Genomic DNA, 19662 nt, shown 5'->3' with positions numbered 1-19662 from the left:
TACCATCATGTCAGCAGGTCTTATAGCTGCCGTGAACAAAACAGGAGGCAACACACATGTCCAATGAGAACACATTTTACATTACGACACCGATCTATTATCCGAGCGACAAGCTACATATAGGTCATGCTTACACGACGGTTGCGGGAGATGCAATGGCCCGTTACAAGCGGCTACGCGGTTATGAAGTGCGCTATTTGACAGGAACGGATGAGCATGGTCAGAAGATTGAGCAGAAAGCAAGTGCAGCAGGCAAAACGCCGCAACGTTTCGTAGATAATATTGTGGCAGGTATTCAAGAACTGTGGCGGAAGCTCGACATTTCCAATGACGATTTTATCCGTACTACGGAGGAACGTCATAAGGCTGTTGTACAAGAAATTTTTGATCGTTTGCTGAAGCAAGGCGATATTTACAAGGGAGAATACGAAGGCTGGTACAGCATCCCTGACGAGACGTACTACACAGAAACTCAGCTGGTTGACGTGGTGAAGGACGCCGAAGGCAATGTGGCTGGAGGAAAAAGCCCGGATAGTGGACACCCTGTAGAACTGGTCAAGGAAGAGTGTTACTTTTTCCGTATGAGCAAGTATGCTGATCGGTTGCTGCAATTTTATGAAGAGAATCCGCAGTTTATCCAGCCGGAATCACGTAAAAAAGAGATGATCAATAACTTCATCAAGCCGGGTCTGGAGGATTTGGCTGTATCCCGTACTACCTTCGATTGGGGCATTAAGGTGAAGGGGGATCCGAAGCATGTCGTGTATGTGTGGATTGATGCACTTTCCAACTACATCACAGCCTTGGGTTATGGCTCTTCCAATACCGAGCTGTATGATAAATTCTGGCCTGCAAATGTGCATATCGTAGGTAAAGAGATTGTACGGTTCCACACGATATATTGGCCGATTATGCTGATGGCGCTGGATCTTCCGTTGCCTAAAAAAGTATTTGCACATGGTTGGCTGCTCATGAAAGACGGTAAAATGTCGAAATCTAAAGGCAATGTTGTAGACCCAGTGACGTTGATTGACCGTTATGGTCTGGACCAACTACGATACTACTTACTGCGCGAGGTGCCTTTTGGGGCAGACGGAACATTTACACCAGAAAGTTTTGTAGATCGAGTTAATTCGGATTTGGCAAATGATCTGGGCAACTTGTTGAATCGTACCGTGGCGATGGTAGATAAATATTTTGATGGTAAGGTTCCAGCTTATGAAGCGAATGTAACAGCATTCGACGGAGCTTTGGAAGACATGGCAACATCGACTTATAGTAAAGTAGAAGAAGCCATGGAAAACATGGAGTTTTCCGTGGCATTAACGGCGATTAGCCAATTTATTAGCCGTAGCAACAAGTATATTGACGAGACGCAACCATGGAATTTGGCTAAGGATGAGGCAAAACGTCGCGAATTGTCATCTGTTATGTTGCATTTGGTAGAAAGCTTGCGCATCGCTTCCATCTTACTCCAGCCATTCTTAACCCGTGCTCCTCATAAAATTTGGGAGCAGCTCGGTATTAGCCAAGGTGAGTTGACTACATGGGATAGCGGCAAACAGTTCGGTCGTATTCCGGAAGGAACGCAGCTGGTCAAAGGTAATCCGATCTTCCCGCGTCTGGATTCAGAGCAAGAGGTTGCTTTTATCGTGGAAGCGATGACTGGAGGTAAGAAGCCGGAGGAAGCTACGACACAAGCTCAACCGCAGAATGCATCTGAGATGAGCCAGGAAGCACCGGAGGCAAAGGAAGAGATTGGCATTGAGGATTTTGCCAAGGTGGAACTGCGCGTTGCTCAGGTCGTCGCCTGCGAGCCTGTGAAGAAGGCCGATAAACTATTGAAGCTTCAGCTTGACCTTGGTTATGAGCAGCGGCAAGTAGTATCAGGGATTGCGAAGTTTTATACACCTGAAGATATCATTGGGCGCAAGGTGATCTGTGTGACCAATCTGAAGCCAGTAAAACTTCGGGGAGAGTTGTCGCAAGGTATGATTTTGGCAGCATCACATGGAGATCAGCTTACGCTGGCCACCGTTCCGGAAGGTATGCCGAATGGTGCGGTTGTAAAGTAGAACGCTATGTAAAAATAAAAGAGCGTAATGAGCGTATGTCCGGGAATTATTCTTCCTGGGCATGCGCTTTTTGGCTTGCATCATATTTTGCTCCCGCTATACGTATGTTTTAGTAGGCAGGGCTTGTTTGCTTGTGTTCACTTAAGACAGGTGGGAGGAAATGATGATGACAAATATCAACGCTGGGTTGGCGATCATAGCCGGACTGGTTTCTTTTTTTTCACCGTGTTGTTTACCGCTGTATCCATCTTATTTATCGTATATGACAGGGATGTCTGCGCGTGAACTGGCTGAAGGACGGCACAAGGCTGAGGTTCGTTATCGTACGATGGGACATACGCTTGCTTTTGTATTGGGCTTTTCGGTCGTTTTCTATTCACTGGGTGCAAGTGTCGGGTTGCTTGGAGAATGGTTTGCCAATTATGGGGATGCGCTAAGAGTGGTAGCGGGATCACTTATTTTACTAATGGGGCTGGTATCTCTTGGTGTGGTGCGTCCTTTGTTTCTAATGAGGGAGCATAAGCTTCGCTGGACATGGAAGCCTGCCGGGTATGCCGGTTCCTTTGTAATCGGAATAGGATTTGCGGCAGGTTGGTCGCCCTGTATCGGTCCCATGCTAACAGCTATTATCGCTTTGGCGGCAGTAGAGCATCACATTTGGTTCAAACTAATTACAGGCTATGCGCTTGGCTTTGCGATTCCATTTTTTGTATTAGCTTTGCTGGTAGGCTCTGTTCGACTATCCTCTCGCTATATCTCGATCCTCATCAAAACAGGTGGCATACTACTTGTTATCACTGGCATTTTACTGGTAACGGATCATATGACCGATGTAACGTTATTTTTACAACAGATTACCCCAGATTGGATGCTAGTTATGTGAAATATTCAATACGACTTAAAGGGAAATGTTCAAAAATGCGCTCTGTGATAAACTCTCGCAGTGCATTTTGCTGATCATCGGGATAAACATATTTGTTTTGTCCCCAGCGGCCCCATTTTTTCTTGCGTTTCTCTATGTCCATCTCCAGTTTGGTTTTCGGATAACGTTTCTCGATGACAGCTTTGGATGTTTTGGTGAAGCGATGCTGAATTAATTCGAACGTCAAATCTTTTGTAGCATGCTGTGGCAAGGTTTCTCCCAATTTTCGCAGCAACTCGCCGTAACCTTCTTCCCAGCCGTCATACCAGATGATGGGTGCGATGATGAACCCCAGTGGATAACCGGCTCGTGCGATTTTGCCAGCGGCTTCAATACGTTCCTCGAAGCGTGAAGTTGCAGGTTCAAACTGTTTAATAACATAATCGGAATTAATGCTAAAGCGGATGCGAGTATGACCATTATGTTTAATATCCAGTAATGGATCAACATGATGATATTTAGTAACAAAACGCAGACGACCAAATTCTTCATCTGCCATGAAACGAATCAAGTCTCCAAGCGTTCCGGTGATATGCTCCAAACCAACTGGATCGGAGGTGCAAGCTGCTTCAAAACGGGTAATTTCAGGCGCACGCTCCTCGATATAAGCTTTAGCTGCTGATAAGATATCGTCAGTGTTGACATATACACGAATATACGGCTTTGCTCCCAAGGTTGTTTGTAAATAACAGTAGTGACAGTGCCCCATACAACCAGTCGAAATGGGGATGGCGTATTCGGCAGAGGGCTTGGATTGGTCAAAAGTTAACGTTTTACGGATACCGACAACCAAAGTTTTTTTTGCCATTCGGTACTTTTCAACTTCAGTTTCACCTGGTAAATTGGTAATTCGGTTGTGAGAGGTAGTCATCCGATACGGAATATCCTTGGCTTTAACCCAATCCATAATACGCTGGCCCTTGGGATAATTCAGTGCGTCTGGCTCAAAAAACACCAGATCAGGCAAAAATGGCTTGGTTCCTCTGGTTTGGACAGGAGTACGCTCAAGCGTAGACATGACTAACGCTCCTTTCGAAATAAATCCACAGTGCTCTGGTGTCCAACTTTAACATATTGCCGCAGAAATAAACGATACAGGGACGACGATATTAGTGTGCCCCGCTTAAATTGAACAAATCGTGGCAATAGCTGTGAGTGAAGGGATGCGACTTGCCAATGGGCAATGATAACATGTATCATTACATAGTAGGTTTAACGCAGGAAATGAAGGCGGTAAGCGCCCGTTCAATAACAGAAAAGAGGGAAACAAGTGCCAACGCCAAGCATGGAAGATTATTTGGAACGCATTTATCAACTGATTGATGAGAAGGGTTATGCTCGTGTCTCGGATATCGCAGAGGGGTTAGAGGTGCATCCTTCGTCCGTCACCAAAATGATTCAGAAGTTGGATAAGGACGATTATCTTGTATATGAGAAATATCGGGGACTGATTTTGACACCGAAAGGGAAAAAGGTCGGCAAACGGTTGGTTGATCGCCATCAGTTATTAGAGCAATTTCTGGATATGATTGGGGTTGACAAGGACCTGATATATAAAGATGTGGAAGGTATTGAGCATCATTTGAGCTGGGATTCCATCACCCGTATCGAAACATTGGTTGAGTATTTTCGTCGGGATGAAGATCGCTTGCGCCAGCTTCATGACATACACAAGGAATTGAGTGGAGATTCCTAAAAGCATCTGTCCTTACGGACGATGCTTTTTTATTTGTCCCGACCGCAACAAATATCCGGTTATTAGCGTCTATCCATTATATAGCAGGACAAGATAGGGGTTAAAATTAACAGGGTTAGCGGAGGATTGTAATAATATGAATCGAAAGAAAATAGTGGCATTGGCTGCTGGCCTACTCTTAGCAGTGCAGACTGCCATCGTTCCTGGAGTTCAAGCAGCTCCAACTGGTAATATTGAAATTATATTGGACGGACAGTCCCTGCAAAGTGACGCGTCACCGTATATTGTACAGGGAGCCAATGTTACGATGGTTCCTTTGCGAGTGATTAGTGAGGGATTGGGCGCTCAGGTCAACTGGTCGGAATCGTCCGGTACGGTAACGATTACAGCACAGAACAAAAATATATCTATGGAGAACGGTGCACAAAGCGCTACGGTGAATGGCAAGTCAGTTCGACTGGATGCATCTGCCCGTATGACAAGCGGGAGAGTCATGGTGCCTCTGCGTTTTGTTGGGGAAGAGTTGGGATTAAAAGTGGATTGGCAAGCTTCAGAGCGAGTTATTACGTTAAGCAGTGGTAAGGAAGGTGTCTCTACTGGCGGGAACACTTCTGCAGGAAGCAGCGGCTCTATATCAGATACGCCTGCATCTGGCAATCAGGAGAGTGTAAGTACAGATCAGGGAGCCATCGATGATGAGCAGGCGGTTGTCACTTCACCGTCAACGTCTACTAGTGAGGACGGTTCAAGTTCTTCACAGGCAAATGTGGTTCAGGTAAAGGCTTCAACTTCCATGCGTGGAGCATGGATTTCTACCATTAACGGAGATTGGCCTTCTTCCGCTGCCCGAAGCAGCTCAGAGAAGCAAAAGCAGGAGTTTACTAAAATGCTCGATGATTTGCAGGGGATGGGCATCAATGCGGTATTTGTTCAGGTTCGTGCCAGCGGCGATGCGCTCTATCCGTCGAGTCTCGTACCATGGAGCAAGTATTTGACCAACACCCAAGGTAAAAATCCAGGCTATGATCCCTTGAAATTTATGATTAGCGAATCGCACAAGCGAGGGATGGAATTCCATGCCTGGTTTAATCCGTTCCGTGCGAATTCTACAGGAACAACCAGCGGCTTGGCTGCAAATCATGTGGCTAATCAACATCCAGACTGGATTGTTAAGAATGGTAGCCAATTGTACATCAATCCAGGAATTCCGGCTGCACGTCAGCATGTCATTACGGCGATTATGGAGGTCGTGAACGGATATGACATTGACGGCGTCCATTTGGACGATTATTTTTATCCTTACAGCGGGACTTTTGATGATGATGCGACCTTCAAAGCATATAATGCCAACAAAATCTCTAGCAAGGGCGACTGGCGGAGAGATAATGTGAACAGTTTTGTTCGAGATTTGGGCAAAAGCATTCATGCCAGCAAGTCAAAAGTTCAATTCGGGATTAGTCCATTTGGGGTATGGCGTAACAAATCTCAGGACTTAACGGGTTCAGACACGAAGGCAGGCGTTACAGCGTATGATACGACGTTTGCGGATGTAAGAACCTGGATTAACAAAGAATGGATTGATTATGTAGCTCCACAAATTTACTGGAGTATCGGTTTCCCGGCGGCGGGATATGACAAGCTTGTCGCATGGTGGTCCAATGAGGTCAAAAACTCAGATGTTAAGCTGTATATCGGTCATTCTCCTTATAAGATCGGCACCCCTGAAAAGGGCTGGCAAACGGCTCAAGAGCTAATTAAGCAGCTTGAACTGAACGAAGATTATAAACAGGTCAAAGGGGATATTTACTTTAGTGCACAGCATTTGCGTAAAAATCCATACGGACTCATTCAGCTTCTTCAAAATTATTATCAAATGTGATATAAATTGGATCATATAGGTTCTATTTGGGCCTCCGTTCTCATACATAAGCAGTAGAACTGCTTACTCCCAAGAGAACGGAGGTTTTTTGATCTATGCTGATCAATGCTGTGTTCCAGGGTGGAGGGGTTAAGGGAATTTCGCTGGCGGGTGCAGTTAAGGCTGCGGAGGAGCATGGAATTGTATTCAATCGTTTGGCAGGTACATCATCAGGTGCTATTGTAGCTGCTTTATTGGCTGCGGGATACTCTGCGGATGAAATGAAAGCCGTAATTGAGAAAACCCCCTTGGTCAAGTTGTTACGACGTTCTCCAGTGTTCAATATTAAGTGGGTTGGACCAGCAGCTCGTATCTTTCTTAAAAAAGGGCTCTACTCAGGGGAGGCACTGGAGCACTGGGTACGTGAGCTGTTACGAGCTAAGGGAGTGCGTACGTTCGCGGATTTACCTCCTGGCAAACTGCGCATTATTGCATCAGATATCACGAATGGACGCATTCTGGTGCTTCCTGAGGATATCAAACGTTTTGGTATCAATCCCTCTTCACTGGAGGTAGCTAAAGCCATTCGGATGAGCACAAGTATCCCTTATTTTTTTGATCCCGTTATGTTAAGGCTTGATTCTGCACTTGCCAAGGGAAAGACTTTTTCTCAGCAATTTGTATTTGTAGTTGATGGGGCTTTACTAAGCAATTTGCCGTTGTGGCTTTTTGATGAGCCTGTAAATGAACGTGAGGCCAAAACGATTCCAACGGTAGGGTTTCAAATGGTGGGCAAAACGGGGACGGAGACCAAAGTTTCTTATATACGGGGTCCATTGACCATGCTGCAGGCTATTTTTGATACCATGCTATCAGCACACGATGAACGATATATTGAGCAGGAGAATCGGTATCGGACGATTAAAATTCCAACATTGGGTATCCGCACTGCACAATTTAACATTTCTACAGAGCAAAGTGATTTGTTGTATGCTTCCGGTGTGCAGGCAGGGGATGCTTTTTTCCACAAATGGAGCATCACTTCTTACCAGCAGCAGTATAGCAAGTACCAATTGATGAAGGATACCATGTACGCTATGAAATAAACACTAACTCGCAGTTAAAGTTAATTTAAAAGGGTGTAAAAAAGGAGCCTCTTCCCGGTCATATTTGAATACGCGGGTGATGGCTCCTTTGTGCTACATTTTAAAGGATGATTATCATTAATGATATTTAGGTTGTTCTTCTTCATTTTTGCCCTTGGAACCTTCAATTACATGAAAAGGATACGCTTTGCGCTTGCCTGTAGTCTGCTGCTTACGTGCGTTGGCTGTTTTGGCCATGGTGCGCACAGAGGGTTTGATTTTGGGAGTACGATTGCGTTGCCCTGGCAGGTATTTGTATAGCAGAAATATAACTGCAAAAACAAGGACGGGAATTAGTAAACTCATGAGAAAGCCCCAGCTTCCTCTCCATAGCATATCCACAATCCCATATGCACCCAAAGCAAGGGTAAGCCAGAAAATAACGGCATGTCTGTTCATTATTCACTCATCCTTTCACAGGATCAAGGACCGGACTGTTGAAGGTCTCCTTTACAGGTACGTTTTCCAACTCAGCATCCAATTCAAGCATACGCTTAAATGAGGCAATGGATACCTCCACTTGATCATCAGTCGGTTCTTTGGTGGTAAGTAGTTGCAGCCACAGACCGGGGTAACCTAAATAACGAAGTACCGGAATTTCACGAAGAGCATTGGTCAGCTTGAGAAATTCAAAAGAAAGCCCCAGTACGATCGGAAGCAGTAGAAGCCGTTGCCCCATGCGCTCCCACAGATTGTCGTAGGTAAATAGGGAATAGACAAGTACCCCGATGATCACGGTCAGCATAATAAAGCTACTACCGCAGCGGTAATGCAGACGGCTGTATTTTTGTACATTGGCCGGGGTTAGTTCTTCCCCTGCTTCGAATGCTGTAATTACTTTATGCTCTGCGCCGTGATATTGAAACAGTCGCTTAATTAACGGAGTTTGGGAAATACTCCACAAATAAGCCAGTAGCAGAATCAGCTTAATAGCTCCTTCTGCGAGGTTATGCAAAATTTGGCTGTGAAACAAGCTTCCGAACAGGAAATTCTCTACAATAACCGGAACGAGAGTCAATACAATTTTGCCAAACAGGAATGACAAAATACCGACTGCCGCCACACCGATCATCATACTCAGACTCCAGCGAGATTCTTCTTTTTTCTTTTGCTCAGCGCGTTCTTCCGGATCTACTTCATCATCAGCATACGCATCGGCTGAATAGTTTAAATGCTTGGTACCCTTGGCGCTGGAGTCGATGATGCTTACAATCCCCCGCAATAAAGGAATTCTGCGGAATTTGGATACCCAGGATTGCTCCTTGCGTGGTACTTCCAAATATGTGATTTCGCCAGTTTTGCGGCGAACTGCCGTGACATTGACACGCTTGCCGCCGAACATGACACCTTCAATGACTGCCTGACCGCCGTAGCTCACAGGCTTGGATGCTTGTGACAACCGTCTCACCTCTCTTAATACATGCTTTTTTGTATATTGTATCGAATTTGGAAGGGAATATCTAGTTAGATGAAACTGAGTGTAGTAATTAGGCCACTCCAAGCTAAGATTCTGCTTTTAACGGAGAAGGTAGAAATTCTTATCGTGGAGAAAGCTCATGCCACAGGCTTATAAAAAAAGCATTTATGGAGCTCAGACTGCTCACATAAATGCTACTCATTATAAAACCGAATGAATATTTGGAGACAACTTATTGCGTAATTGCCCCGACAACCTGGTCAACCAGCCCTTTTGAAGAGAGGGGGCCGCCAAATGTCCATGTCGTACCGCTCAGTGAATAGGTACGTTTTTCTTTAACGAAATTTAGACCATTCCAGACCGAATTATTTTTCATGGGTGCGCCGAAAACATTATCGTCCGGCTGAACAATATAGATAAAGTTGCTGTCCTGAACGGCAGACAGAGCTTCAATGCCTACGGTTGAAAAGCCATACTGTTCAACTTTGCTCGGTTTCCAATCGTTAATCATGCCGATCTTCGCCAGTGTTGCCACGACGACTGAGTTATCTGAAAACATACGAAGGCTGGCCGCATTTTGCGAAGTGAAAGCCTGTGTCAGTATATAATGATAATCCGACTTGCCAGCAGCGGTGAGCTTTTCTTTGGCTTCAGCATAATGCTGATCCAGTTCGGCAAGCACCTGCTTAGCTTTGTCTTCTTTTCCAAGAGCACCTGCGATGCTATTAAAAATTTCTACCATTTTATCATGATCGTAGCCGTTACCATCGTTCAGATTATATTCGATCGTCGGAGCGATGGCCTTGAGTTGCTCATAGATAGCCTCATTTCCATCAACATTGGAAATGATCAAATCCGGCTTCAATGCAGCAATCGCTTCCAGATTCGGCTCGTTACGCGTGCCGACATCGACCACGCTACTATCGAGAGCCGCCTCCGGTGTCACGTACACCTTGTAGTTGGCATTGTCTGCATTACCAACCGGCTGAACGCCCAGCGCAATCAAATCCTCTGTAAATGTCCATTCCAGCACTACGACACGCTGTGCGGGCTTGTTGAGCGTGACCTCACCACGATTATGCTTTACCGTCACAGGACCAGTCGCTGTGTCAGTCGGTTTGCTACCCGACGTGGCTGCCTGATCTTTATCCGATGCTTTGTCGGCTGCTCCGCAACCTGCCAGAGTGAGCGTAAAAACCATTAACAATAAAATCCCGATTAATCCCTTTTTCATAGAAGCGTTCTCCCGTATATATGTTTTTAGGAAATGATAATGATTATCATTTTCATCATTATATTATGATAGAGGATTGAAATTTTGTCAATGTAAAAAACGGGTCCGTACCCTCAATTGGAAAGCTGCCATTATTCAGCATTCCTGTTCATTGTTAAACTATTCCCCCTTGGAGCATACTACCTAGCAAAATGGAATGCAGAATCCGATGGACGTACATGCATTTCCGATTGCAATTGTCTTTACGATGGGAAAAGTTTGCATATTGAAAGGGGATTAAACAACATGAGTGAAACCTACTCTATACCCAAGATAGGACATGAACAGGAGCAGTCTCGCGGATCTCAGGATCAACGTCATCATAACGACAGTGGTAGAGGCAGGCAGCAGTCAGGCAAAATACATACGCCTCTCATTCCTTTTGCACTTGAGTTGGGTTTTTTTGCGGGTTTACTCTGGGGATTGCTGCGCTGGCTGTTTTATAAGTTGCATTTTACGGTAGTAGCGCCTGGCTTTCTCGCGGAGCCTTTTTTCAAGCATTCGTTTATGAACACCATGGCGGGACATCTGGTAGGGCTACTTTTTTTTATTGGATTATCCGTCGTAGCTTCACTGGTGTACACTCTGTTGCTGCGCAGATTTAAGGGTCCTATACCCGGAATTGTGTATGGTCTGATTTGGTGGGTTGTTTTATTTGTATTAACAGGTCCTAAGCTAGGAATGATGAATGCTCCTGATCGGTTAACATGGAATTCCTTATATACAGAAATTTGTGTGTTTATACTGTGGGGACTATTTATCGGATATACCGTTGCTGTCGAGTATACGGATGAAAGAAAGCGCGAGCCTGAGAAAGCTGAGGGCTGAACGTAACAAAAACTTCTCAAGCGCCTATCCCCTGTGTTAAAATAGCATTTGGTTATTTGACAGAGGGGAGCGGAATGAAAGATGAAGAATGACCGGGTGTTAAAGCTGCGGCAGGCGCTGGGCGAGCATAATCTGCGGGCTATGCTGATTACTAGCCCTGTCAATCGTCGATATTTGACAGGCTTCACAGGTTCGGCGGGTTATGTGCTGATTACGGAATCCCATAGCTATTTGCTGACTGACTTTCGCTATATGACGCAAGCGACCGAACAAGCCGAAGGCTTCACGGTGGTGCAGCACGCTGCACAGGTCATGGAAACGGTGAAAGAATTACTGTCTTCCCATCAGATCAGCGAAACAGGCTTCGAGCAAGACGCTGTAACTGTTGCGACGCATAAAGCTTATAGCGAAGATTTGTCACCTATTTCACTGGTTCCGGTGTCGGGCATTGTGGAGAAGCTACGGGTGTACAAGGATGCAGAAGAGCTGGAAGTGATGCAGCGGGCAGCGGATTTGGCAGATGCTACATTTGCACACATTTTACCTTACATCAAGCCGGGTGTCAGCGAGCGTGAGCTGGATCTGGAAATGGAATTCTTCATGCGCAAGCAGGGAGCTACATCCTCTTCATTTGACACCATTGTGGCTTCCGGGGTTCGTTCGGCATTGCCTCATGGCGTAGCCAGTGCTAAGTTAGTACAAGCAGGCGAGCTAATTACGTTTGATTTTGGTGCGTTGCTGGATGGCTACTGCTCCGATTTGACACGTACAGTGGCTACACAAGGGGATTTAGCGCCTCAGTTGCGTGAGATCTACGATATTGTGCTTAAGGCGCAGCTTCACGCACTCGAACATATTAAGCCGGGCATGACAGGCCGTGAAGCGGATGCACTGACCCGGGATATTATTGCTGGCCATGGCTATGGAGACAATTTCGGTCACAGCACAGGTCATGGTCTGGGTCTGGAAGTACATGAATCAACACGCCTGTCTAAGGCAAGCGATGATATTCTGGAGCCGGGTATGGTGGTAACGGTCGAGCCAGGTATTTATGTGCCTGGATTGGGCGGTGTACGGATCGAGGATGATATCGTTATTACAGATAGCGGCATCAAGGTATTAACACATTCGAGCAAAGAATTTACAGTCGTTTAATAACGATAACAGTCCTGTAGGAGGGGTATTTTAGTGATTAACGTTAATGATTTTAAAACAGGATTGACCGTCGAGGTAGACGGAGATATTTTTACGGTGCTGGATTTCCAACACGTAAAACCGGGTAAAGGTGCGGCATTCGTGCGCTCCAAGCTTAAAAACCTGCGTAACGGCAACACTGTTGAACGTACATTCCGTGCGGGTGAAACGATCGGCCGCGCGCAAATTGAAAACCGTGGTGTGTCTTACCTCTATGCGAGCGCAGACGAGCATACATTCATGGATAATGAAACATATGATCAATTCACACTTTCAAGTGACCAACTGAAATGGGAACTTAACTTCCTGCAAGAAAACATGAATGTAAACATCATTAGCTATAATGGTGAAATTCTCGGGATTAACCTGCCTAACAGCGTAGAGCTGAAGGTTATTGACACTGAGCCGGGTATTAAAGGTAACACCGCTACGGGTGCTACTAAAAATGCAAAAGTTGAAACAGGACTGAACGTTCAGGTTCCATTGTTTATCAACCAGGACGACGTATTGCTGATTGATACACGCGATGGTAAATACATTTCCCGCGCATAAATTTTGCAGCTTTTAGATTTCCTCTGTCCTTGTTAAGGGCAGGGGATATTTTTATAAGCACTAATATTAAAAAACAATGGCTCCGTACAGCACTTTCGTATTATACTGTACTAAAGTTATGCCGCAGGATGTCACGTTCAAGTCGTTTGGTGCCATCTCAAGGTTACATACTGTTGAGTCTGAGGGAGTGAATATCGTTGTCTTTGTATGTCATGAAATTCGGAGGCAGTTCCGTCGGTGACACGGAGCGCATGAAACGCGTGGCAAAACGCGTTGTGGAGAAACAGAGTGAAGGGCATCAATGTGTAGTGGTTGTTTCCGCAATGGGAGACACGACAGACGAACTGATTGACCAGGCCAAATTGTTGAATGAGCAGTTGCCTGCACGTGAGCTGGATATGTTGATGACGACAGGTGAACAAATTTCAATCGCCTTGTTGTCGATGGCTATTCAGCAGTTGGGTCATGAAGCGGTATCGTTTACGGGATGGCAGGCTGGTTTCCGTACTGAATCTGACTTTGGTCGAGCACGGATTACGGATATTCAACCTCAGCGTGTGCTGGATGCACTGAGCAGCAACAAGATCGTTGTTGTAGCTGGTTTCCAAGGGATGTCTGCAGAGGGAGACATTACGACGCTGGGACGTGGTGGATCTGATACGACAGCGGTTGCGCTGGCGGCGGCGATTCAAGCGGACGCCTGTGAAATTTACACGGATGTGGACGGCATATATTCAACAGATCCACGGATCGTGAAGGTTGCTCGTAAGCTAAAAGAAATTTCTTATGATGAAATGCTGGAATTAGCTAATCTGGGTGCAGCTGTATTGCATCCTCGTGCGGTAGAATATGCCAAACATAACCGGGTACCGCTGATTGTGCGGTCCAGTTTTAACCATAATGAAGGAACGGTCGTAAAGGAGGATGCAGTAATGGAACAAGGCGTTGTAGTCAGTGGGATTGCATATGATAAAAATGTAGCAAGAATCAGTATTTTAGGCGTCGCCGATATCCCCGGTGTACTGGCGAAAGTATTTGGAACACTGGCGGCAGCCAAAATTGATGTAGACATTATTGTACAGAGCGGGGTTGAAGCTGGTAAAGCGGATTTCTCCTTTACAGTAGCTCTGACGGATCGTGAAGCAGCACTGAAGACGCTGGAAGGTATTCGTGGAGAGCTTCCGTACCGTGAAGTAACGTCTGAGGAAAACCTGGTGAAGGTGTCCATTGTAGGTGCAGGAATGGTTAGCCATCCGGGTGTTGCTGCGCAAATGTTTGCCGTACTGGCAGAGCAAGGCGTTAGCATTAAAATGGTAAGCACATCTGAGATCAAAGTATCGTGTGTAATTGAAGCAGGTAAACTTCATGAGGTTATTCAGGCGTTGCATACAGCTTATAACCTGGACACCGAGGAGCAAGCGTTTGTGGGTGGACCGCAGGACCGTCGTTAATAACTGCAACGTGAGATCTAGACACTGAATATGTCTAATGTGAACGATGCTTATGATAGGTAAAGGTTGATACAGGCCCTCTATTTATAGTTTGATAAATCATAGAATATAGCAGTAGGTTAAGAGGTTGTTCCATCAGCGAGAGTTAGACTGAGGGGCAGCCTCTTTTTTTGCTGAATCTATCTTTTCTACCCAAGGGTATCCCTTAGCTGACAAGGCTTTGAGAGGCCCTTTTTTATTTGTGCGAATTAGAGAATGGTGCTTAAACAAGCGGGAGAAAGGTCTGTTGAGTGTTGATAGGAGTTAGCAAAAGTTTGCCTAGGTTTTCAATATATTTTCGGCATAAAAAGCGAGAGTCAACCATAGACTTGTCTTAAAGAAAAAGGACAACTGTGAGGGGGCGGCATCGGTATGGAATGGCTGGAGTTATTTCCCGAACCGTTGCACGGTATACTCGGAAGGCTTCCAGAAACGGTATTTAAGCAACTGGAAGAAATCCGGGTCAGGGAAGGAAGGCCGTTGGAAATTAATGCAAATGGTGATCATCATTTTGTAACGTCTGCTGGTCGGCTGACTTTCAACCATGTGGAAGCCTATAAGCCTGACCGTGAGGATGCCCACCGACTGCTGGATTTTATCAGCAATCATTCCCTGTATACCATGGAAGAGGAGCTTCGTAAAGGGTTTATTACGATCCCTGGCGGTCATCGTATTGGCTTGGCAGGGAGAACCGTGCTCAACCGAGGACGAGTGGAGCATTTGAGGGATATAAGCAGCTTTAATGTAAGAATTGCTCGTGCAATTCCCGGCATAGCTGATCGGATATTGCCTTATGTAGCAGATCGAATGTCCGGGAAAATCCGGCACACCCTCATTTTGTCCCCTCCTCAGCATGGCAAAACGACACTGCTTAGGGACTTGGCTCGGCAACTCAGTTACGGAGGGATGGAAAGCAACGGAGGGCGACGGAATGGACTCAAGGTAGGCATTATAGACGAACGCTCTGAGATCGCTGGTAGTCACAAAGGTATCCCCGGTTTTGATGTCGGGCCTCGCACCGATGTATTGGACGGATGTCCGAAAGCAGAAGGCATGATGATGATGATCCGCTCGATGTCACCGGATGTCCTCATTGTTGATGAAATCGGACGACCGGAAGATGCGGAGGCGGTGCGCGAAGCGCTTCATGCAGGCATTGCAGTCATTGCTTCCGCACATGGTCGCGATGTGGCTGAAATGGCGACCCGGTCTGCGTTTGCTGGATTAACTACAGGACAAGAGCTGTTTCAACTCTACGTCATGCTGGAGCGGACGAGCCGGGGCGTCTCATTTCGGCTGGCAGATGCCAAGCAGCGCAGGCTTACACTGCCTGGAGAAGGGCAGAATGGGGGCATCTCCTATGCTTAAGCTGCTGGGTGCAGCCTTGGTTATACTGGCCGCTACGCTGGCAGGCTGGCAGCGGGCAAGGCAGTTTGCGATGAGGCCGCGGCAAATCAGGGAGTTGATTCTTGCGCTGCAAAGATTGACCACCGAGGTTTCCTACGGGGTGTCTCCGCTACCAGATGCTTTCGCCAAGACAGGAGAGCCCTTGCGAGAGCCGCTGCGCACTCTGTTTCAGCAAGCCTCACGCTGGATGCACCCCTCTTTTGGCCTGACTGCCAGAGAAAGCTTGCATAAAGCTATTGAGGACTCGTGGAACCGTTCCTCTATGAAGCAAGCCGAGAAGGAAGCGATGCGGCAGCTTGCTTACAGTCTTGGAACCAGCGACCGTGAAGACCAGATCAAGCACATTGCGCTGACCATCCAACAGTTATCCCATGAGGAAGCGCAGGCGCAGGCAGATCAGGTGAGGTACGAGCGTATGAGCAGGAGCCTGGGACTGCTGATCGGAGCATTGATCGTCATTTTGATCTATTAGCGGGGTGCTCGAATGAATTTAGAAGTGAACGCAATTTTCCAGATTGCCGGAATTGGCATTATTATCGCTATGATTCATACCGTATTAAAGCAAATGGGCAAAGAAGACATGGCCCACTGGGTAACGGTCATTGGTTTCGTCGTGGTCCTGTTCATGGTGGTGCGAATGCTGGATAACCTTCTGCAAGAGATCAAATCTATCTTTCTTTTTCAGTAGGTGGACACATGGAAATCATTCAGGTGGTGGGCTTCGCCCTCATTGCCACAGTCCTCATTTTAGTCATTAAGGAACAGAAGCCGATGTTTGCCTTTTTGATTGCAACAGCTGCGGGAATCGTCATTTTTTTGCTGCTGATTGGCAAGATCGGATCTGTGGTTGCTGTACTGGAGCGACTGGCCCGGTCTTCAGGCATGGATATGATCTATTTTAAAACCGTATTGAAAATAATCGGTATCGCTTATATTGCTGAATTTGGAGCGCAAATCGTTCGGGATGCAGGACAAGACGGGATTGCTTCCAAAATTGAGCTTACCGGAAAGGTACTCATTATGGTGCTCGCAATCCCGATTATCAGCATTATTATTGATACCATTCTGAAGCTGATGCCCGCCTGAGGGGGTGATGCCATGAAAAGGCTAGGGGGCATGCCGAATCTCAAAGTAATTGCAATGTTGCTGCTATGTCTCTGGTGTGCCTCAGCTGCGGTCCTCTTTGCAGATACACCGACAAACGAATGGATCAGACAGCAGGCGGAGCAAATGCCCAAAGATGAAGTAGAACATTATTGGGACGGGCTCATGCAGCAATACGGCGGATTTTTCCCTGATCAGAAAACGCCTTCCTTCATGGACATGCTGCTTCCAGGCGGTGAAGGGTTCAGCATAAAGGGTGTATTGAGCGCTATAGCTGATTTTTTCATCCATGAAATCCGGGTAAATGCCAAGTTGCTCGTCACCATCGTCATGCTCAGCATTATGAGTATGGTGCTGGAAACGCTGCAAAGTGCTTTTGAAAGCAAACAGGTCAGCAAAGTGGCCTACGCTATCGTATACATGGTCATTATCATTCTGGCGATTAATAGCTTTAGTGTAGCGATTGGTTATGCCAAAGAAGCGATTGATAGCATGATTCACTTCATGATGGCAATGTTGCCTTTGTTGTTTACCATGTTAGCCTCGATGGGTAACGTCGTAACAGTTTCGGTGACCCACCCGCTGATTGTATTTATGATCAACACAGTCGGAACAGTCATTCATACGCTGGTTTTCCCGCTACTGTTTTTCTCGGCTGTGCTCTACTTGGTCAACTCGCTGACAGGCAAATACAAACTGACCCAGCTAGCCGATCTGTTGCGGAACGCTGGAGTAGCAGTGCTGGGAGTGTTGCTGACCATATTTCTAGGAGTCATTTCGGTACAAGGCTTGACATCGTCAGTTACTGACGGATTAACGATCCGCACAGCCAAATATATTACAGGTAGCTTTGTTCCGGTGGTCGGCAAGGCGTTGGCAGATGCGACAGATACAGTCATTTCGGCTTCGCTGCTCGTTAAAAATGCCATTGGTCTGGTAGGAGTCATTATTATTTTGTTCCTGTGCGCATTTCCTGCTCTCAAGATTCTGACACTGGCTCTCATTTATAAAGTGACAGCAGCGATCATGCAGCCTTTGGGTGATACGCCTATTGTGGAATGTCTCGATGCGATCGGCAAGAGCATGATTTATGTTTTCGCGGCACTGGCGGCAGTGGGTTTAATGTCCTTCCTTGCGATTACAATCATGCTCGCAGCAGGAAATATGACGGTCATGATGAGGTGAACCAATGCACGTAAACCAACAAGGGGGGAGGGGAGTGACGTGACCTGGCTGGGAGGTTGGCTTAAGGAACTGGTGCTAATCGTGTTGCTGGCTTCTTTTGTCGATATGATCTTACCGAGCCGATCTATGGAAAGGTATGTCAAACTCGTTCTCAGCCTGCTTATTCTGCTGACGTTGCTGTCTCCGGTCGTGCGCTTACTGAGCAGCAGCCCCTCCGAGGTTTTAGGGCGAGCATTGGATCTTCAACGTCAGGCTGAGACAGGCAAGAGGGAACCGACATTGGAGGAGATTTTGGCAAAAGGCAGCCAGTTAAAGCAACAGCAAGAACAAAGCTCCATGCAATGGGCTGGCAAAGAGGTAGCTAAGGAAATGAAAGGACAATTGGAACAGTATACTGGGTTAGCAATTCAGTCGGTCCAGGTTACCCTTGCAAAGATTCAACAGAAGGAATCGGGGCTGGAGGCAGGAACGGGTGTCCAGTCGGTAGTGGTCAAATTGGCGGAGCAGCAGCCAGAAAAAGAAAAGAAAAACACAGACGTCTCGCCTGGTGCAGATGCTAAGCCGATTATGGTGGAGCCTGTGGCCGAAAAGACAGTGAATATTCGTGTGGAGCCGACACATACAAAAACTTCAGATTTTAATGAAGGAACGCGAGAAGATGATCGTAATCCTGATAAAACTGCTGAGGACGGAAAACCAACGGATACGAAAGCTTTTGACTTAATTACAGGACTTCTACGTGAAAAATGGGGGATAGACAGCAAAAATGTTCAGGTGGTTTCTTCGCAGGATGGAACACATGAATGGTAACAGGAGGTGAGCAGAAATGAGCAAATGGCTGAAAAAGCTGGAGCGATGGCTGGGTGGAGGGGCGGATGGGGCGAAAAGATTCAACTCATTTCGTTGGCTGCTTATACTTGGCCTTATCGGTGTAGCGATCATGCTTTTTAATTCATTCGTTAATGTGAAAAAGGTCGATCCAGAAAACGTAGGGCGTGAGCCGCCTGGCGTGATGAAAAATGAGCCTACATTAGAGACAACAACAGGTGAAGAAAGTTCCTTTGCCGGGATCGAGAAGGTTTTTGAGGACAATATGAAACAGATGCTGGAGCAGATTGTTGGCGTAGGAACCGTCGATGTCATGGTTACGGTAGATTCCACCGAAGAAGTTATCGTTCAACGCAATGTAAAAGATATGCAGGAAGAGAACAACGAGACGGACGCCAATGGTGGACAACGGCACACTACTCAATATACACGTGATGGCGAGATTGTCACCTATGAGTCATCAGGTGGTCAGCACACCCCGATTGTGACAAAAAAAGTAAAACCGCAGGTGAGGGGAGTGCTTGTTGTGGCTATGGGGGCAGAAAACCCTACAGTGAAGCAGCTAATTGTCGATGCTGTACAGAAGGGACTAAATGTACCTTCCTACAAAATTTCAGTCGTACCGCGCAAGCAGGGATAATATGGAATTGAGGAACAAAGAAGTTTATATTTTAAACCATTAATGAAT

20 protein-coding genes are annotated in these 19662 nt (G+C 46.4%); 16 read left to right on the top strand and 4 right to left on the bottom strand.

Annotated features, from left to right (window positions below):
• The first annotated feature begins 56 nt into the window (after positions 1-56).
• Both metG and NSS66_RS09105 read left to right on the top strand, forming a co-directional pair.
• Complete coding sequence (gene metG, locus NSS66_RS09110; protein ID WP_340958797.1) at positions 57-2075, top strand: methionine--tRNA ligase; 2019 nt, start codon at positions 57-59, stop codon at positions 2073-2075.
• Between the two features lie 166 nt (positions 2076-2241).
• Complete coding sequence (locus NSS66_RS09105) at positions 2242-2958, top strand: cytochrome c biogenesis CcdA family protein (RefSeq protein WP_340958863.1); 717 nt, start codon at positions 2242-2244, stop codon at positions 2956-2958.
• On the opposite strand, the gene splB is transcribed toward NSS66_RS09105, so the two are convergent.
• Positions 2951-4015, bottom strand: coding sequence for a spore photoproduct lyase (gene splB / locus NSS66_RS09100; RefSeq protein ID WP_028540589.1), 1065 nt, complete (start codon positions 4013-4015; stop codon positions 2951-2953). The genes NSS66_RS09105 and splB overlap by 8 nt on opposite strands.
• Before the next feature lie 252 nt (positions 4016-4267).
• Between splB and mntR the strand changes: the two genes are divergently transcribed.
• From mntR to NSS66_RS09085, 3 genes are all read left to right on the top strand, one after another.
• A complete protein-coding gene (gene mntR / locus NSS66_RS09095; protein WP_007430946.1) occupies positions 4268-4693 on the top strand; it encodes a transcriptional regulator MntR in 426 nt (141 codons plus the stop codon).
• Between the two features lie 136 nt (positions 4694-4829).
• On the top strand, positions 4830-6572 hold the full coding sequence (locus NSS66_RS09090) for a family 10 glycosylhydrolase (protein ID WP_316243912.1): 1743 nt from the start codon (positions 4830-4832) through the stop codon (positions 6570-6572).
• A gap of 95 nt (positions 6573-6667) precedes the next feature.
• Entirely contained in the window at positions 6668-7657 is a 990-nt protein-coding gene (locus NSS66_RS09085) for a patatin-like phospholipase family protein (RefSeq protein ID WP_023989266.1), read from the top strand.
• 117 nt (positions 7658-7774) lie between these two features.
• Here the strand turns inward: NSS66_RS09085 and NSS66_RS09080 are convergent, their stop codons facing one another.
• From NSS66_RS09080 to NSS66_RS09070, 3 genes are all read right to left on the bottom strand, one after another.
• A complete protein-coding gene (locus NSS66_RS09080; protein WP_023989265.1) occupies positions 7775-8095 on the bottom strand; it encodes a hypothetical protein in 321 nt (106 codons plus the stop codon).
• A gap of 7 nt (positions 8096-8102) precedes the next feature.
• Positions 8103-9095, bottom strand: a complete 993-nt coding sequence (locus NSS66_RS09075; RefSeq protein ID WP_023989264.1) for a DUF1385 domain-containing protein — start codon at positions 9093-9095, stop codon at positions 8103-8105.
• A 250-nt stretch (positions 9096-9345) separates the two neighbouring features.
• Positions 9346-10347, bottom strand: coding sequence for an ABC transporter substrate-binding protein (locus tag NSS66_RS09070; RefSeq protein ID WP_340958795.1), 1002 nt, complete (start codon positions 10345-10347; stop codon positions 9346-9348).
• A gap of 285 nt (positions 10348-10632) precedes the next feature.
• Between NSS66_RS09070 and NSS66_RS09065 the strand changes: the two genes are divergently transcribed.
• The 11 genes from NSS66_RS09065 (at position 10633) to spoIIIAG (ending at position 19614) form a co-directional block, all read left to right on the top strand.
• Positions 10633-11214: a YqhR family membrane protein gene (locus NSS66_RS09065; protein ID WP_023989261.1), complete on the top strand. Its 582-nt coding sequence runs from the start codon at positions 10633-10635 to the stop codon at positions 11212-11214.
• Positions 11215-11295: 81 nt separating this feature from the next.
• Positions 11296-12369, top strand: a complete 1074-nt coding sequence (locus tag NSS66_RS09060) for a M24 family metallopeptidase (protein WP_053325698.1) — start codon at positions 11296-11298, stop codon at positions 12367-12369.
• Positions 12370-12402: 33 nt separating this feature from the next.
• A complete protein-coding gene (gene efp, locus NSS66_RS09055; protein WP_023989259.1) occupies positions 12403-12960 on the top strand; it encodes an elongation factor P in 558 nt (185 codons plus the stop codon).
• 197 nt (positions 12961-13157) lie between these two features.
• Positions 13158-14411, top strand: a complete 1254-nt coding sequence (locus tag NSS66_RS09050; RefSeq protein ID WP_028540593.1) for an aspartate kinase — start codon at positions 13158-13160, stop codon at positions 14409-14411.
• A 411-nt stretch (positions 14412-14822) separates the two neighbouring features.
• Positions 14823-15818, top strand: a complete 996-nt coding sequence (gene spoIIIAA / locus NSS66_RS09045) for a stage III sporulation protein AA (RefSeq protein WP_340958794.1) — start codon at positions 14823-14825, stop codon at positions 15816-15818.
• Complete coding sequence (spoIIIAB, locus tag NSS66_RS09040) at positions 15811-16329, top strand: stage III sporulation protein SpoIIIAB (protein WP_023989256.1); 519 nt, start codon at positions 15811-15813, stop codon at positions 16327-16329. The genes spoIIIAA and spoIIIAB overlap by 8 nt, the downstream gene beginning before the upstream one ends.
• A 12-nt stretch (positions 16330-16341) precedes the next feature.
• Entirely contained in the window at positions 16342-16545 is a 204-nt protein-coding gene (gene spoIIIAC, locus NSS66_RS09035) for a stage III sporulation protein AC (RefSeq protein WP_010345636.1), read from the top strand.
• 8 nt (positions 16546-16553) lie between these two features.
• Positions 16554-16943 carry a stage III sporulation protein AD gene (spoIIIAD, locus tag NSS66_RS09030; protein ID WP_013310826.1) on the top strand — a complete coding sequence of 130 codons (390 nt, stop codon included), beginning with the start codon at positions 16554-16556 and terminating at the stop codon, positions 16941-16943.
• A 12-nt stretch (positions 16944-16955) separates the two neighbouring features.
• Entirely contained in the window at positions 16956-18146 is a 1191-nt protein-coding gene (gene spoIIIAE, locus NSS66_RS09025; RefSeq protein ID WP_023989255.1) for a stage III sporulation protein AE, read from the top strand.
• A 39-nt stretch (positions 18147-18185) separates the two neighbouring features.
• Positions 18186-18956: a stage III sporulation protein AF gene (gene spoIIIAF, locus NSS66_RS09020; protein ID WP_023989254.1), complete on the top strand. Its 771-nt coding sequence runs from the start codon at positions 18186-18188 to the stop codon at positions 18954-18956.
• A gap of 16 nt (positions 18957-18972) precedes the next feature.
• A complete protein-coding gene (gene spoIIIAG, locus NSS66_RS09015) occupies positions 18973-19614 on the top strand; it encodes a stage III sporulation protein AG (protein WP_023989253.1) in 642 nt (213 codons plus the stop codon).
• Positions 19615-19662 lie beyond the last annotated feature (48 nt).

The sequence above is a fragment of the Paenibacillus sp. FSL R10-2748 genome, from assembly GCF_038005565.1.
GTDB lineage: Bacteria > Bacillota > Bacilli > Paenibacillales > Paenibacillaceae > Paenibacillus > Paenibacillus polymyxa_B.
This window is presented reverse-complemented; position numbering and strand designations above follow the sequence as displayed.

Coding starts and splice junctions, on each gene's coding strand:
- NSS66_RS09090 (WP_316243912.1), top strand. CDS start 4,830: ATGAATCGAAAGAAAATAGTGGCATTGGCTGCTGGCCTACTCTTAGCA.
- spoIIIAC (WP_010345636.1), top strand. CDS start 16,342: ATGAATTTAGAAGTGAACGCAATTTTCCAGATTGCCGGAATTGGCATT.
- spoIIIAE (WP_023989255.1), top strand. CDS start 16,956: ATGAAAAGGCTAGGGGGCATGCCGAATCTCAAAGTAATTGCAATGTTG.
- NSS66_RS09065 (WP_023989261.1), top strand. CDS start 10,633: ATGAGTGAAACCTACTCTATACCCAAGATAGGACATGAACAGGAGCAG.
- splB (WP_028540589.1), bottom strand. CDS start 4,015: ATGTCTACGCTTGAGCGTACTCCTGTCCAAACCAGAGGAACCAAGCCA.
- NSS66_RS09080 (WP_023989265.1), bottom strand. CDS start 8,095: ATGAACAGACATGCCGTTATTTTCTGGCTTACCCTTGCTTTGGGTGCA.
- NSS66_RS09060 (WP_053325698.1), top strand. CDS start 11,296: ATGAAGAATGACCGGGTGTTAAAGCTGCGGCAGGCGCTGGGCGAGCAT.
- NSS66_RS09085 (WP_023989266.1), top strand. CDS start 6,668: ATGCTGATCAATGCTGTGTTCCAGGGTGGAGGGGTTAAGGGAATTTCG.
- NSS66_RS09070 (WP_340958795.1), bottom strand. CDS start 10,347: ATGAAAAAGGGATTAATCGGGATTTTATTGTTAATGGTTTTTACGCTC.
- spoIIIAD (WP_013310826.1), top strand. CDS start 16,554: ATGGAAATCATTCAGGTGGTGGGCTTCGCCCTCATTGCCACAGTCCTC.
- spoIIIAB (WP_023989256.1), top strand. CDS start 15,811: ATGCTTAAGCTGCTGGGTGCAGCCTTGGTTATACTGGCCGCTACGCTG.
- NSS66_RS09105 (WP_340958863.1), top strand. CDS start 2,242: ATGACAAATATCAACGCTGGGTTGGCGATCATAGCCGGACTGGTTTCT.
- spoIIIAA (WP_340958794.1), top strand. CDS start 14,823: ATGGAATGGCTGGAGTTATTTCCCGAACCGTTGCACGGTATACTCGGA.
- metG (WP_340958797.1), top strand. CDS start 57: ATGTCCAATGAGAACACATTTTACATTACGACACCGATCTATTATCCG.
- spoIIIAG (WP_023989253.1), top strand. CDS start 18,973: ATGAGCAAATGGCTGAAAAAGCTGGAGCGATGGCTGGGTGGAGGGGCG.